The 13896-nt window shown below is 70.9% G+C and carries 10 protein-coding genes and 1 tRNA gene; 6 read left to right on the forward strand and 5 right to left on the reverse strand.

All coding sequences use genetic code 11. From position 1 onward, the window contains the following. Nucleotides 1-21 precede the first annotated feature (21 nt). Nucleotides 22-2745: an SCO7613 C-terminal domain-containing membrane protein gene (locus ACGFSB_RS12890; RefSeq protein WP_393397765.1), complete on the reverse strand. Its 2724-nt coding sequence runs from the start codon at nt 2743-2745 to the stop codon at nt 22-24. 92 nt (nt 2746-2837) lie between these two features. On the opposite strand from ACGFSB_RS12890, the gene ACGFSB_RS12895 reads away from it, so the two are divergent. Further along, nucleotides 2838-3284 carry an SRPBCC family protein gene (locus tag ACGFSB_RS12895; protein ID WP_393397767.1) on the forward strand — a complete coding sequence of 149 codons (447 nt, stop codon included), beginning with the start codon at nt 2838-2840 and terminating at the stop codon, nt 3282-3284. 62 nt (nt 3285-3346) lie between these two features. Beyond that, nucleotides 3347-3418, forward strand: a tRNA-Val gene (locus ACGFSB_RS12900). An 85-nt stretch (nt 3419-3503) separates the two neighbouring features. Here ACGFSB_RS12900 and ACGFSB_RS12905 read toward each other — a convergent pair. After that, the gene (locus ACGFSB_RS12905) at nt 3504-4229 is read right to left on the reverse strand and encodes a 3'-5' exonuclease (RefSeq protein WP_393397769.1); all 726 of its coding nucleotides are present in this window, start codon (nt 4227-4229) and stop codon (nt 3504-3506) included. Between the two features lie 168 nt (nt 4230-4397). Here ACGFSB_RS12905 and ACGFSB_RS12910 point away from each other — a divergent pair, with 168 nt between their 5' ends. The 3 genes from ACGFSB_RS12910 to thrS all read left to right on the forward strand — a co-directional run bounded on the left by ACGFSB_RS12910 (nt 4398) and on the right by thrS (nt 8486). Beyond that, a complete protein-coding gene (locus tag ACGFSB_RS12910; RefSeq protein ID WP_266868974.1) occupies nt 4398-4964 on the forward strand; it encodes a DUF4365 domain-containing protein in 567 nt (188 codons plus the stop codon). Then, nucleotides 4961-6202: a hypothetical protein gene (locus ACGFSB_RS12915; protein ID WP_393398074.1), complete on the forward strand. Its 1242-nt coding sequence runs from the start codon at nt 4961-4963 to the stop codon at nt 6200-6202. Before ACGFSB_RS12910 ends, ACGFSB_RS12915 begins: the two co-directional genes overlap by 4 nt. Before the next feature lie 307 nt (nt 6203-6509). After that, nucleotides 6510-8486, forward strand: coding sequence for a threonine--tRNA ligase (gene thrS / locus ACGFSB_RS12920; protein WP_393397771.1), 1977 nt, complete (start codon nt 6510-6512; stop codon nt 8484-8486). Between the two features lie 25 nt (nt 8487-8511). On the opposite strand, the gene ACGFSB_RS12925 is transcribed toward thrS, so the two are convergent. Then, nucleotides 8512-9168: a potassium channel family protein gene (locus ACGFSB_RS12925; RefSeq protein WP_393397773.1), complete on the reverse strand. Its 657-nt coding sequence runs from the start codon at nt 9166-9168 to the stop codon at nt 8512-8514. A 67-nt stretch (nt 9169-9235) separates the two neighbouring features. On the opposite strand from ACGFSB_RS12925, the gene ACGFSB_RS12930 reads away from it, so the two are divergent. Continuing rightward, nucleotides 9236-9799 carry an HIT family protein gene (locus tag ACGFSB_RS12930; protein WP_393397775.1) on the forward strand — a complete coding sequence of 188 codons (564 nt, stop codon included), beginning with the start codon at nt 9236-9238 and terminating at the stop codon, nt 9797-9799. Between the two features lie 6 nt (nt 9800-9805). Here the strand turns inward: ACGFSB_RS12930 and ACGFSB_RS12935 are convergent, their stop codons facing one another. Continuing rightward, nucleotides 9806-11473 (reverse strand): hypothetical protein, encoded by a 1668-nt coding sequence (locus tag ACGFSB_RS12935; RefSeq protein ID WP_393397777.1) that lies wholly within the window; start codon nt 11471-11473, stop codon nt 9806-9808. A 177-nt stretch (nt 11474-11650) separates the two neighbouring features. Next, nucleotides 11651-13849 (reverse strand): elongation factor G-like protein EF-G2, encoded by a 2199-nt coding sequence (locus ACGFSB_RS12940; protein ID WP_393397779.1) that lies wholly within the window; start codon nt 13847-13849, stop codon nt 11651-11653. Nucleotides 13850-13896 lie beyond the last annotated feature (47 nt).

A 13896-nucleotide genomic window follows, 5' to 3' on the forward strand; every position in this document is an offset into this window, starting at 1 on the left:
ATGTCGCACCGGTAAAGCGGATCAGTGCATTCTGCCGAGAACGTCACGGACCCGGCGTGCGTCGCGCAGTCGTTGTTCGTACGTCGCGCCGATGGCGAGCAGGAGCAGTCCGGCGAGCGCGGGCGGCAGCCAGCGGGGCAGGGCGTCCACCACTTGGACGATGTAGGGCGCCAGTTCGTGCAGCGCGTCCAGGGCGAGGACCGTGCCGCCGAGGACGAGCGGCGCCCGCAGTCGGTGCCGGGCACCCGCCAACGTGATCAGCAGGGCCGCGATGCCGAGGAACAGCGGACGCTGCCAGTGCGCGTCGCTCCAGGCGGCGGCGAGGCTCGGCAGGAGGGTTGCCGCGAGGCCGGGGCCGTAGGCCGTCCAGGAGCGTGCCTCGGGGTCTCGGCGGCGGCGCAGCGCGCCGATCAGGAGCGCGGGGACGGTCACCGGCAGGGTGTACGCCTCCGGTGTCTCGACTGCCCAGGCGGCAAGGCGTACCCAACTCGCCAGGAGGAACAGCACTCCGGCCGCGTACCCGACGGAGCGGCGGTCGGCGCGGAGCGCTGTGCCCGCGGTGATCACGCCGCTGAGTGCGAGGGCCAGGGCGAGGGTTGTCGCGTGCCCCGCGGTGAGAACGATCGCGAGGCCGCCCGCCGCCGCACCGGTGATCTCGACCGGCAGCGTCAGCGCATGACGGCCGAGCCGGGCCGCGGCGAGGGCGCCGAGCGCAGGGACGACGAGCGTGAGCAGCCCGGTGTGGTCCGGGCGCAGGTCCCACGCGGCGCCCGTGGCGCAGGCGAGCGCGGTGGCGTACGTGACGGCGGCGCAGACGGCGGTGGGCGCCACCCCGGGGACGGGCTCCTGGCGGCGGGCGGCGAGCACGGTCGCCGTCAGGAACAGTGCCGTCAGGGCGGCGAGGGTGCCGAGTGTCGCCTCCGTCGTGGCCAGGGCGAGGCACGCGACGCTCACCGATGAGGCGACCGCCAGGCTCAGCGAGGTGAGGGCGAGGGGCGTCGAGCCGACGCGCGACGCGACGGCGAGCAGGGCGGCGGTCAGTGCGATGTACGCCGACACCCCGACTGCGTACGGGAGTTGGAGGGCGGACGGGAGGATGAGGAGGGCGGCCCAGGCGAGGGCCAGGGCGCCGGAGCGGGTGATGCCGGGGTTGTTGAACTGCGGTGTGCTGGGCCGCGCTGCGGCGGGGGGTGGTTCGGCGAAGGGGCCTGAGGCGGGAGTTGAGCGGGGCTCTGTGGCGGGTCCTGAAGCGGGAGTTGAGTGGGGCTCTGTGGCGGGACCTGAAGCGGGAGCTGAGGCGGGTCCCGCGCTGGGGCCTGAAGCGGGAGCTGAGGCGGGTCCTGCGCTGGGGCCTGAAGCCGGAGCTGAGGCGGGTCCTGCGCTGGGTCCTGAAGCGGGAGCTGCGGCGGGTTCGTCAGGCGGGGATGCGGGCAGGGTGGCAGGTTTGGCCGACGCCTGGTCCCGTGGCAGCTCCCCCGGCCGCGCCGTGGCGGGCAGAAGCCGGGGCGCGGCGAACAGGACCCCGGCGACGGCTGCCAGTACGAGAGAGGCCATGACGGGGTGCTGCACGGGAAGTCCGGGCACGGCGGACGCGTCACCCGTGTCTTGCGGCGCGCCCGACCACGCCTTCCCGGCCCAACTCACGGGTCCGGCGAGCGCGGTGACGATCGCGGGCAGCGTCCACAGCACCGCGAGCGCGTGCACCAGGAGTGCCGCCCCGGCGATCCCCCGCAGGACGGGGATCGGCAAGGCGGTGCGTACGGCCGCCAACAGCACGACGGCGCACGCCAGATAGCCGGGCACGGCCCACGCGGCGGGCAGCGCCTCGCGCAGCACGCCCCCGGCCGCGGCCGCCACGAGCAGGCCGCCCGCGAACGCCGCACCCGTCGCCTGCGAGGGCTGCGTGATCAGCCACGCGGCCACCAGGGCGATCGAAGCGGCCAGTATCAGGAGCGCGCCCGCCCGCGTGGCGTCGGGCAGATCAGTGGCCGACCAGGAGAGCCACGCCGCGCCCACCGCACCCCACATGCCCGCGCCGCAGGCGCCGACGGAGGCGACGACGCGTACGGCCTCCTCGGTCACCCACCGCGCGACGGCGACATCGAACGCCGCCGTCACCAGGAGCGCGGCCGCCGTCGCGTGATCACCCGCGCCCGCGGCCTGCGCCCAGAGGAACAGGGGGAGTTGAGCGGTCGCCACGGCAAGCGGCGACGGCAGCCGCAGCTCGCGGAACAGCAGTCCGTACGCGGCCCACAGTGCGGCGAGCACGGCGGACGTGGCGGCCGCATAGCCGAGGGGGTCGCTCTGGGGCAGGGCGACGACATGGAGGGCGTACGCGTCGAGGACGGTCAGGGCGAGGCCGAGCGCGGCCACCGTCTCCGCCGTGGAACGCAGCTTCCGGCGCAGCAGCAGCGCGGGGACGCCGAGCGCCGTCAGCGTCACGGCGACCAGGACCGCGCTGCGCCCGCCGATGCCCAGGTGCCCCCAGCTCACCAGGGTGAAGGCGATCGCCGCGATCGTCAGCAGGACGCCGCCCAGGGTGAGCAGCGCGTTCTGCACGTTCGGCGGAGTGGCCTCAGCGGTGCGGACCGGCCGCAGGGGAGCCGGAGCGGGTGCGGCCGTCGCCCGCAAGGCGCCGAGCAGCCAGGCGCGGCGTTGCAGCAACTGCGCCCTGCGCGCATCGAGTTGGTGCAGCTCCAGGTCGAGGATGCGGAGCTCCTCGACCGGGGGCGGAATGTTCGTCATGTCGGTGGAGTGTGGTCCAGGACACACCGGCTGGCATCGGTGCGGATACTCAGTACGTACTCAGATCGGGGCCCGACCGGCAGACTCGGTCCATGGACTGGAGTCACTACCGCTTCCGCGACGTATGGAACCTGCGGGCGCCGCGCGCCGACGTGTACGCCGCCCTCGAGCGCGCCGAGGACTATCCGCAGTGGTGGCCGCAGGTGCGCGAGGTGACGCCGGTCGGCGAACGCAGCGGCACGGCGCGCTTCCGCTCCTTCTTGCCGTACGACCTGTTCGTCACCGCCGACGAGCGGCGCCGTGATCCCGAGGCCGGGATCCTGGAGATCGCGATGACCGGGGATCTGGACGGCTGGGCGCGCTGGACCGTCACGGCGGTGCCGGGCGGCACGCGGGCGGTCTACGACCAGGAAGTGGTGGTGCGCAAACCGCTGATGCGGCGCCTCGCCGTCCCCGGGCGGCCCGCCTTCCTCCTCAACCACGCGCTGATGATGCGCGCGGGCGAGCGAGGCCTGAAGGCGTACCTCGGGCGGAGCTGACGGCCCTCGCGGAAGCGGTTTGAAGGAAACCCGCCGGGACCTGTATTGTTCAGTCCGTTCCCGGGCGATTAGCTCAGTGGGAGAGCGCTTCGTTCACACCGAAGAGGTCACTGGTTCGAACCCAGTATCGCCCACCCGGAGAATGCCGGTCCGTCACCGACGGACCGGTTTTTTCATGCCCTTGTGCCCTCATGCCTTCGGCCCTTCAGGCGTCAATCATCAGGCAGCCGCAGGCATTTCGGGACGAAGCGGCCATGCGGGATCCACCATCTCCGGCGTACCGCTGCGCGCGAACCAGGCCTGCAGACCGCGTGCCTGCGCCGCGTGCCACACCGCCTGGAGCGCGTGCAGCTCGGCTGCCGAGAGCCGTTCGAGCCGTGCGGCGAAACGCTTCCCCACAGCGCGTACGACATCCAGGGCGGCCTGCGCGTCGGCCGCCGCGTCGTGCGCCTCGTCCAGCTCCACGGCGTAGTGCGCACACAGATCGGTCAGTGTGCGGCGGCCCTTGCGATAGCGGTCCAGCTGCTTGTCGAGGACCCGTGGGTCAAGGACGCACAGGGGTGAGCCCGCCATGTAGTGGCCGAGGGATGACGCGCGGTGCCTGCGCAACTCCCGGTCCAGGATCGTCAGATCGAACGGCGCGTTCATGACGACGATCGGACGGCCCGCCGCGCCCTGCTCGGCGAGCTCCCGTGCTATCTCCTCCATCACCGGCGCCGGCCAGCGCCCGTTGCGCTGCAAATGGTCCTCCGTCAGACCATGCACAGCGGTGGCGCCCTCGGGCACCGGAACGCCCGGGTTCACCAGCCAGCGGGTGATCCGCGGACGCGTGCCCGCGCCTTGTTGGACGACGACGGCGGCCGACACAATGCGGTCGGTCTCGACGTCGACGCCTGTGGTCTCCGTGTCGAATGCGGCCAACGGCCCCTCGTACCAGCACGTCATAGTGACGCAACTCCTCGTTCATGTCCGGCAGATGGGTTTCCTCCCCTGCCCACGCTGGTGATACCCGGGCCGTTTGCGCTGTACGCGGCTCGGAGACAACAGAGGTACAGGGCCCGGAAGTTGACCGGCCCGATGCGGGGATTCACTGGTTCGGAAGGCTCGTTGGACATGGCGCTCGCGCAGCCCGAACAGGGTGGGCTGCTGCCCGAGCGGATCGCACCGCCGCGCGGCACACTCGCCACCACCGCCTGTATGGAGACCCTTCAGGTGGGCTATCTGCACGCTGTCGCCGCCGCGGCGGGGTGCTCGCTCTCACAGCCCTTTCCCGACAACGGAATCGACTGGCACGTCAGCCACAGCGCCCCCGGGCACACGGTCGACGACGAAGTCACCATCAAGGTGCAGCTCAAATGCACCTACCAGATCGCGCCGAACCCACCGGGGCCCGCCTTCTCCTTCACGCTCGACAACCCCCACCTGGAGAAGCTCGCCCGCACACCGGTTTCGGTGCACAAGATCCTGGTCGTGATGCTCGTGCCCCGGTCGCAGGACGACTGGCTGCGCGCGGGGCACGACCGGCTCGACCTGCGGCACTGCTGCTACTGGACCAACCTCGCCGGACACCAGGTGACCGGCCGGCGCAGGACCACCGTGCGCGTTCCGACCTCGCGGATCTTCGACGACAGGGCCCTCTGCGAGATCATGACGCGGGTCGGGACGGGAGGGAGACCCTGATGCACCGCCCGATCGAAGAGCCAGTACGCCCCGTTCGCCCGCACCCCGTTGAGGTCGCGGGCCCCTGGGCCGTTCCGCCGGGGCCGCCAGGTCCCCCCGATCCCACCCAGGTCGACCCCGCCGTGCTCGGCGCGCTGCTCCACCGGCACGGCTGGCACCGGCGAGGGGGAGCGGCGGGCCGCTATGCCCGCTGGACCGCACCGGGCCCCGGAGGGGGCGGCACGAGCCTGCTCGTGCCGGGGAGCAGGGCCTTCCCCGACTGCGACGACCTGCTGGGCGAGGCGCTCACCGCGCTGTCCCGCAGCGCGGCGCCGTCCGCGCGCGACGTGCTCGTCGGGCTCGCTGTGCCCAGCGACGAGATCCGCTGGTGGCGCGATGTCCCGGTGGGCCCGGCGGGCGCCGCGACCTGGACGGCGGAGGAACAACTGCGGTCGGCGGCACGGCAGATGCTGCTGGCCGGCGCCCTGGCGGCGCGCGGGCGTGCCGGGTACTACGGTGCGCGGCACCGCGGGCCCGCCGCCGCGTCCCTGGAGAACGTCCTGGTCGGGCCCGCTCCCGGCGGGCGGCAGCTCACCGCGTTCGTGCCTGTCCTGACCGGGCGGCTCCTCGCGGTGCGGCTTCACCAGGCGTTGTACGCGGTCCGCGAGGCCGTCGACTATCAGCGAGCCACGGGTGGCATGGACGCCTTCGACGGCGCCGTGGAGGCGGGCGTCAGCCATGAGCTGACGGAGGCCGTGGTGGCGCTTGTGCGGGGCACCGAAGGGGCGCGGGTCGCCGTGGAGTGGGCGCCCGCCGCCGGGGTGCCCGAGGGGTGCGCGGTCGATGCCGGGCCTGTCGAGTTCTCGCCGGGTGACCTGCCGGTCCTGCGGGAGGCGGGTGCCCGCTATCTGCGGGACGAGCCTGCGATGCCGGTGCGGATCACGGGGGCCGTGGTGCGGATGCGGCGGTCGGGGCCGCGGGGTGACGGGACGGTGCGTGTACGGGTGCTCGCCGGGGCTGACGTCCCCCACGTACGCATGATGCTCGACGAGGAGTCGTACCGCATCGCGGGCCATGCCCACCTGGTCGGGCTGCCGATCCGGGTGCACGGGAGGCTGGAGAGCCGGGGCGGGTTCCGGCGGCTCACCGGGGCCTCCGGTGTGGTGCCTGTGCAGGTGGACGAGGCGGAGAAGGACCGCCTGATGAAGTCGCTCCAGGAGAATCTCGACTTCTTCGAGGAGGCGTGCAGCGGGGACTAGGGCGCTTCTGATGGATCTCCGCGGCGTCGCGACGCCCGGCACGCACCCTCAACGCAGGGCGCGAAGGGTCATGTGGCTCCGCCACATGACCCTTCACACCGCACTCCCCAAGCTCTGCGAGCAGGGGCCCCAGCGCACGCACCGAACGCCGCTCCTTCTCCCACGGAGATCCATCAGAAGCGCCCTAGTCGGGTGCGGCCGGGGCCCGGGGGGACAACCGTTTCGCGATGGGCGCCCCCGGCTCGGTACGATTCGTTTCGCGTGCAGGAGCAGAACTGCCGCGACCCCTTCAGGTAGGAGAAGACCGGTGTCAGACGTCCGTGTGATCATCCAACGCGATTCCGAGCGGGAAGAGCGCGTGGTGACGACGGGCACTACGGCCGCCGAACTCTTCACCGGTGAGCGCACCATCGTCGCCGCCCGCGTGGCCGGCGAGCTGAAGGACCTCGCGTACGCCGTCCAGGACGGCGAGGAGGTCGAGCCCGTCGAGATCTCCTCCGAGGACGGCCTGAACATCCTGCGGCACTCCACCGCGCACGTGATGGCACAGGCCGTGCAGGAGCTCTTCCCCGACGCCAAGCTGGGCATCGGCCCGCCGGTCAAGGACGGCTTCTACTACGACTTCGACGTCGAGAAGCCCTTCACGCCCGAGGACCTCAAGGCCGTCGAGAAGAAGATGCAGGAGATCCAGAAGCGCGGCCAGCGCTTCTCTCGCCGCGTCGTCACCGACGAGGCCGCCCGCGAGGAGCTCGCCGACGAGCCGTACAAGCTGGAGCTCATCGGCATCAAGGGCTCCGCTTCGAGCGACGACGGCGCGGACGTCGAGGTGGGCGGCGGCGAGCTGACCATCTACGACAACCTCGACCCGAAGACCGGCGACCTGTGCTGGAAGGACCTCTGCCGCGGTCCCCACCTGCCCACCACCCGCAACATCCCGGCGTTCAAGCTGATGCGCAACGCCGCCGCGTACTGGCGCGGCAGCGAGAAGAACCCGATGCTCCAGCGCATCTACGGCACCGCCTGGCCCACCAAGGACGAGCTCAAGGCGCACCTGGAGTTCCTCGCCGAGGCCGAGAAGCGCGACCACCGCAAGCTCGGCAGCGAGCTCGACCTGTTCTCCATCCCGGAGCAGATCGGGTCGGGCCTCGCGGTCTTCCACCCCAAGGGCGGCATCATCCGCCGGGTCATGGAGGACTACTCGCGGCGCCGCCACGAGGAGGAGGGGTACGAGTTCGTCTACACCCCGCACGCCACCAAGGGGAAGCTCTTCGAGACCTCGGGCCACCTGGACTGGTACGCCGACGGCATGTACCCGCCCATGCAGCTCGACGAGGGCGTGGACTACTACCTCAAGCCCATGAACTGCCCGATGCACAACCTGATCTTCGATGCGCGCGGGCGTTCCTACCGTGAACTGCCGCTGCGCCTCTTCGAGTTCGGCACTGTCTATCGGTACGAGAAGTCGGGCGTCGTGCACGGTCTCACCCGTGCCCGCGGCTTCACCCAGGACGACGCGCACATCTACTGCACCAAGGAGCAGATGGCGGACGAGCTCGACACGACGCTCACCTTCGTCCTGAACCTGCTGCGCGACTACGGCCTGACCGACTTCTACCTGGAGCTCTCCACCAAGGACCCGGAGAAGTTCGTCGGCTCGGACGAGGCCTGGGAAGAGGCCACCGAGACGCTGCGCAGGGTCGCCGAGAAGCAGGGCCTTCCGCTGGTCCCCGACCCGGGCGGCGCCGCGTTCTACGGCCCGAAGATCTCCGTGCAGTGCAAGGACGCCATCGGCCGTACCTGGCAGATGTCGACCGTGCAGCTGGACTTCAACCTGCCGGAGCGCTTCAACCTGGAGTACACCTCGCCGGACGGCTCCAAGCAGCGTCCGGTGATGATCCACCGTGCGCTCTTCGGGTCGATCGAGCGGTTCTTCGCGGTGCTCCTCGAGCACTACGCGGGCGCGATGCCGCCGTGGCTCGCCCCGGTCCAGGCGGTGGGCATCCCCGTCGGTGACGCGCACATCCCGTACCTCCAGGAGTTCGCGGCGGACGCCAAGAAGAAGGGCCTTCGGGTCGAGGTGGACGCCTCCTCGGACCGGATGCAGAAGAAGATCAGGACGCAGCAGAAGCTGAAGGTCCCGTTCATGATCATTGTCGGTGACGACGACATGAACGCGGGCACGATCTCCTTCCGCTACCGCGACGGCTCGCAGGAGAACGGCATCCCGCGCGACCAGGCCCTTGCCAAGCTCCTGGACGTGGTGGAGAGCCGCGTACAGGTGTGACGTGCAGGAGAGGCCCCCGGGACGTTCATCGTCCCGGGGGCCTCTCGTCGTCCTCCCGCGCGAACACCTGCAAGAGCCACGACGAGAACGACCCCGTCACCGCGCCGAGCAGCGCGAGGCCGCCGAGCATCAGACCCACCGCGATCAGGCGCCCCAGTGGCGTCACGGGTGTCACATCGCCGTAGCCCACGGTCGCGAGCGTGGCCGACGCCCACCACACCGCGTCCCCGAAGGTACGGATCGTCGCGCCCTTCGCCGCGTGCTCGTGCTGATAGACAGCGAGTGCCCCGGCGAAGCCGAGGAGCAGCGCCGAGAGACCGGCGTACGCGACCACGCGCGCGTGCAGCGCGAGACGTGGCCTGTCGTGCCTGCGCTGGACGGCCTCGTAGATGTGCACGACGCGCAGCGGCCGCAGCAGGGGCAGGACGAGGACGAGGGTGTCGAGCCAGTGGGTGCGTACGAAGCGGGGGCCCTGCCCGCTCAGCCGCCACCGCACCGCGTAGTCCACGGCGAACGCGGCCCAGGCCGCGAAGAGCACCGCGAGACATATGCCGTGCCATGCCGCCGGCAGGCCAGCGGCCAGGACCTGTACCGCGTACGAGGTCAGGTACAGAAGCGACGCCACGGCGAGCGGCGCCTCTGTGCGTTTCTCCCAGCGTGCCTGACGGCTGTCATCGGTCATCGGTCCAGCTTCGTCGGGCCGCACCCGGCGGGCGCCCCGCCGACACGCTTCGAACGGGCGAAGTCATATGCTGCACTTCATGACGAGTGAGCCGGAGCAGCAGATCGGAGTGGGGACGCAGGACGCGTTCCAGCGCCTGTGGACGCCCCACCGGATGGCGTACATCCAGGGCGAGAACAAGCCGAGCGGTCCGGGGGCCGAAGACGGCTGTCCCTTCTGCTCCATCCCGGCCAAATCCGACGAGGACGGGCTTGTCGTCGCGCGCGGCGAGCAGGTGTACGCGGTGCTCAACCTCTATCCGTACAACGGCGGCCACTTGATGGTCGTGCCCTACCGCCACGTGGCCGACTACACCGAGCTGACCGTCCCGGAGACGGCTGAACTCGCCGAGTTCACCAAGCAGGCCATGACGGCCCTGCGCACCGCTTCAGGGGCGCACGGCTTCAACATCGGCATGAACCAGGGCACGGTGGCGGGCGCCGGCATCGCCGCGCATCTGCACCAGCACCTCGTGCCCCGCTGGGGCGGGGACACGAACTTCATGCCGGTCGTCGGGCACACGAAGGTGCTGCCGCAGCTGCTCGCGGACACCCGTGAGATGCTGGCCGACGCCTGGCCCGCCGTCGGCTGACGCGGCTCACGCGTCGTACACGTCCGCCTTCCTCGGCATCGGGTCCTGGATCATCCCGCTGAGGAAGCCGGAGCGGTTGCCGAACTTCTCCGTGTCGACGCCGTTCTCCTCGAGGACCCTGATGGCCGCCGAGTGCACCACGCGCAGCACCGGTGTGGCCGCGCGCATCGCGTCGTCCGCCATGAAGCGGTGCCGCCAGGGCTTGTCGGCCCAGGCGTGCCGCAGGCCGAAGGGCTCGGGCAGGACCAGCTTGCCGCCGAGATAGTCCAGGATCGGCGGATACCAGGTGAAGGGTGCGCGGAGCGCGAGGCGCACGACCTCGTCCGCGTCGACGAGCGGCAGCTTGCGCTCCATGGTCTCCCAGAACTTGATGGGCTTGGAGACCTTCTTGACCTTGGGATCGGGCTTGCTGGTGAACAGGGAGTGGACCGGGCCGAGCGCGTGTCCCGTGACCTCGATGCGCAGGGTCTCGTGCAGGACGGTCACGGTGATCAGCATCGTGATGACCAACTGGCCGTCCCAGAGCGTGAACTGGCAGCCGAGATAGTGTCGGTCGCCGCCGCCGAACTGCTGTTCGTTGCAGATCCGCTGGATCTCGTGGCCCCGGACCTGGAAGGCCTCGACGTCCGTGCCGCTGGGTCGGGCCACGGCCTTCGCGTTCTCTCCGATGGGGGAGACGATCCAGTGCTTTATCGACGGGGTCGGGAAGCCGCCCGTGTGCAGGGGGCCGCGCTCCAGGAGGCGCAGCTGGTCGTGCACCGACCGTATGACGTCCCAGCTGCGGAAGGGGTGGATCTCCGTGTCCTTCTTGCTGGAGACCAGCTCCTCGGCGAGCTGCCAGCTGCCCCAGCGGGTGCCCATGCCGAGTATCCCCTTGGGGCCCGCGTAGAACACCGAGTTGCTCTGCTGCTCGGCGGAGAGGCGCTCCAGGCCCTGGCGGAGCCGCTCCGCGGTGGTCTCGCCGGGGTTGCCGGGCACCGCCTCGGGGATCTTGGCGCCGATGCCGCCGCCGGAGAGCAGGCTCGCCCAGCGGTCGCGCAGGTTCCTCGCGGTGCGCTCGGCGATCAGCTTGGCCCAGAACCAGCCCGCTACGGGGACCACGATCGCCGCGCGTATGTACCAGCCGAGAGGGCCGCCGATCGGCAGCTTGATGAGAAAGACCACGGCGAGGACGCCCGCGGCGACCAGGACGGCCGTGGCGATCGCGCTCACGCGCTTGTCGTCGCGCTTGGCCACGGTCTGCCTGGCCATGAAGATCAGGAGCCAGGCGAGGAGTCCGGGCAGGAAGAGCAGCCCGCACAGCACCATCACGACCGTGAGCCAGCGGTCGCGCTCCTTGCGGATGTTGTTCGCCGCGAGGCAGTGCTCGACGATCGACTGCGGCTCCATGCCGAAGGACTGGATGAGCGGTTTGCGGGCGCCGCCGAGCATCCTCACCTGCACGGCCCGTGCGAACGCCTCGCCCAGATTCGGCGCGAAGAGCGAGAACAGGCCGTCTTTCACCTCGGACTTGTGCCATTCGTTGTTGGCATCGAGTATCTTCGCGGCCTTGTCGTCGCGGTACGCCGCCGATGCGAGGGCATGGGTCGCCGCCGTCTGTCCCGCGGCCCCGGACAGCGGGACCTGAGCCCCGGGCCTGAAGTCGAATACGTCGTCCGCCACTGCCGCCCCCATCGCCGCAATCCGTTCGCTGCTGCGGCTTTTCCCGACTTCCGTGCCTGGCACACCTGTTGATCAGGTCATCAGCGTATCTGTGTGCACCGACATCCGGCAGTGGGCAGCCGGATGCCACGCGCGCCCAAGGGGAGGGAACGGGCGGCATCCGGCGGGTCATCTTCCGGAAGTCCTCAACTAGGAGACGCCACGGGCCTGTTCACGCATCCTCTCGGAGAGCTGGGGCGGCATGGGTTCGTGGCGTGCGTACGTGCGGCTGAAGCGGGCGGTGCCCTGCGAGAGGGACCGCAGATCCACGGCGTACCGCCCGATCTCGATCTCGGGCACCTCGGCCCGGACGAGCGTGCGTCCCTCGGCCGCCTGCTCGGTGCCGACCACCCGGCCGCGGCGCCCCGAGAGGTCGCTCAGTACCGCGCCCACATGGTCGTCGCCGACCAGGACCTGCACCTCGGCGACCGGCTCCAGCAGGTGGATCCTGGCGTCGGCCGCGGCCTCGCGCAGGGCGAGCGCGCCCGCCGTCTGGAACGCGGCGTCGGAGGAGTCCACCGAGTGCGCCTTGCCGTCGAGCAGCGTGATGCGTACGTCGATGAGGGCGTAGCCGGCGGCCACCCCCCTCGCGGCCTGGGCCCGCACGCCCTTCTCGACGGACGGGATGAACTGCCGCGGCACGGCGCCGCCCACCACCTTGTCGACGAACTCGATGCCGCTGCCGCCCGGCAGCGGTTCGACCTCGATCTCGCAGATCGCGTACTGGCCGTGGCCGCCGGACTGCTTCACATGACGGCCGCGCCCCGCCGACCTGCCCGCGAACGTCTCCCGTAGGGAGACCTTGTGAGCGATCACGTCGACCTGCACGCCGTACCGGCTGCGCAGCCGCTCCAGCGCCACATCGGCGTGGGCCTCGCCCAGGCACCACAGGACCACCTGGTGGGTGCCCTGGTTCTGCTCCAGGCGCATCGTCGGGTCCTCGGCGACCAGGCGGGAGAGCCCCTGTGAGAGCTTGTCCTCGTCCGCCTTGCTGTGTGCCTCGATGGCGAGGGGCAGGAGCGGGTCGGGCATGTCCCAGGGCTCCATCAGGAGTGGGTCGTCCTTGGCGGAGAGGGTGTCGCCGGTCTCGGCGCGGTTCAGCTTGGCGACGCAGGCCAGATCGCCCGCGATACAGCTGGTGAGGGTGCGCTGCTGCTTGCCGAAGGGGGAGGAGAGCGCTCCTATGCGCTCGTCCACGTCGTGGTCCTCGTGGCCGCGATCGGCGAGGCCGTGCCCCGAGACATGCACGGTCTCGTCGGGGCGCAGGGTGCCGGAGAAGACCCGGACGAGCGAGACGCGCCCTACGTAGGGATCGGATGCCGTCTTCACGACCTCGGCGACCAGCGGCCCTCCGGGATCGCAGACGAGCGGGGGCCGCGCTGTGCCGTCCGGGGTGGTGACGGCGGGTGCCGGGTGCTCCAGGGGGGTGGGGAAGCCGCCCGTGATCAGTTCGAGGAGCTCGACCGTGCCGATGCCCTGCCGGGCTCCCTGGGCCGCGGGCGCCGCCGCGAGCACGGGGTGGAAGATGCCGCGCGCCACGGCCCGTTCCAGATCGTCCACGAGGGTCTTGAAGTCGATGTCCTCGCCGCTGAGATAGCGGTCCATGAGGGACTCGTCCTCGCTCTCGGCGATGATCCCCTCGATCAGTTTGTTCCGTGCGTCCTCGATCAGCGGGAGCTGGTCGTCGCCCGGTTCGGACTCCTTGCGTTCGCCGGACGCGTAGTCGAAGATCCGCTGCGAGAGCAGCCCGACGAGGCCGGTCACCGGAGCGTGCCCGTCAGGACCCTGCGCGCCGTGCAGCGGCAGATACAGCGGCAGTACGGCATCGGGGTCGTCGGCCCCGAACGCCTCGGCGCAGGTCCGTGTCATCTCGCCGAAGTCGGCGCGGGCCGCCTCCAGGTGGGTCACCACGATGGCCCGCGGCATACCGACCGCCGCGCACTCCTCCCAGACCATGCGGGTCGCGCCGTCCACGCCGTCGGCCGCCGAGACGACGAAGAGGGCCGCGTCCGCCGCGCGCAGACCGGCCCTCAACTCCCCGACGAAATCGGCGTATCCGGGCGTATCGAGAAGGTTGATCTTGTAGCCGTCCCATTCGAGGGGGACCAGGGACAGCTGCACCGAGCGGCGCTGCCGGTGCTCGATGTCGTCGTAGTCGGAGACGGCCGTGCCGTCCTCCACACGGCCCGCCCTGTTCACCGCCCCCGCGGTCAGCGCGAGGGCCTCCACCAGAGTCGTCTTGCCCGATCCGCTGTGGCCGACCAGCACCACATTCCGTACGGACGCGGGGTGGTCGGCCGCTGTAGCCCTGCCGGCGGCTCCGGGGTGTGCATTCGCCTTGTCGCCCATGCCTTGGCCTCCCGGTTACGTGCACGGTGAGGAGGCACAGCCCCCTC

The organism is Streptomyces sp. NPDC048441 (assembly GCF_043200235.1).
Classification (GTDB): Bacteria; Actinomycetota; Actinomycetes; order Streptomycetales; family Streptomycetaceae; genus Streptomyces.

Coding starts and splice junctions, on each gene's coding strand:
- ACGFSB_RS12895 (WP_393397767.1), top strand. CDS start 2,838: ATGGACTGGAGTCACTACCGCTTCCGCGACGTATGGAACCTGCGGGCG.
- ACGFSB_RS12910 (WP_266868974.1), top strand. CDS start 4,398: ATGGCGCTCGCGCAGCCCGAACAGGGTGGGCTGCTGCCCGAGCGGATC.
- ACGFSB_RS12905 (WP_393397769.1), bottom strand. CDS start 4,229: ATGACGTGCTGGTACGAGGGGCCGTTGGCCGCATTCGACACGGAGACC.
- ACGFSB_RS12890 (WP_393397765.1), bottom strand. CDS start 2,745: ATGACGAACATTCCGCCCCCGGTCGAGGAGCTCCGCATCCTCGACCTG.
- ACGFSB_RS12935 (WP_393397777.1), bottom strand. CDS start 11,473: ATGGGGGCGGCAGTGGCGGACGACGTATTCGACTTCAGGCCCGGGGCT.
- ACGFSB_RS12940 (WP_393397779.1), bottom strand. CDS start 13,849: ATGGGCGACAAGGCGAATGCACACCCCGGAGCCGCCGGCAGGGCTACA.
- ACGFSB_RS12930 (WP_393397775.1), top strand. CDS start 9,236: ATGCTGCACTTCATGACGAGTGAGCCGGAGCAGCAGATCGGAGTGGGG.
- ACGFSB_RS12925 (WP_393397773.1), bottom strand. CDS start 9,168: ATGACCGATGACAGCCGTCAGGCACGCTGGGAGAAACGCACAGAGGCG.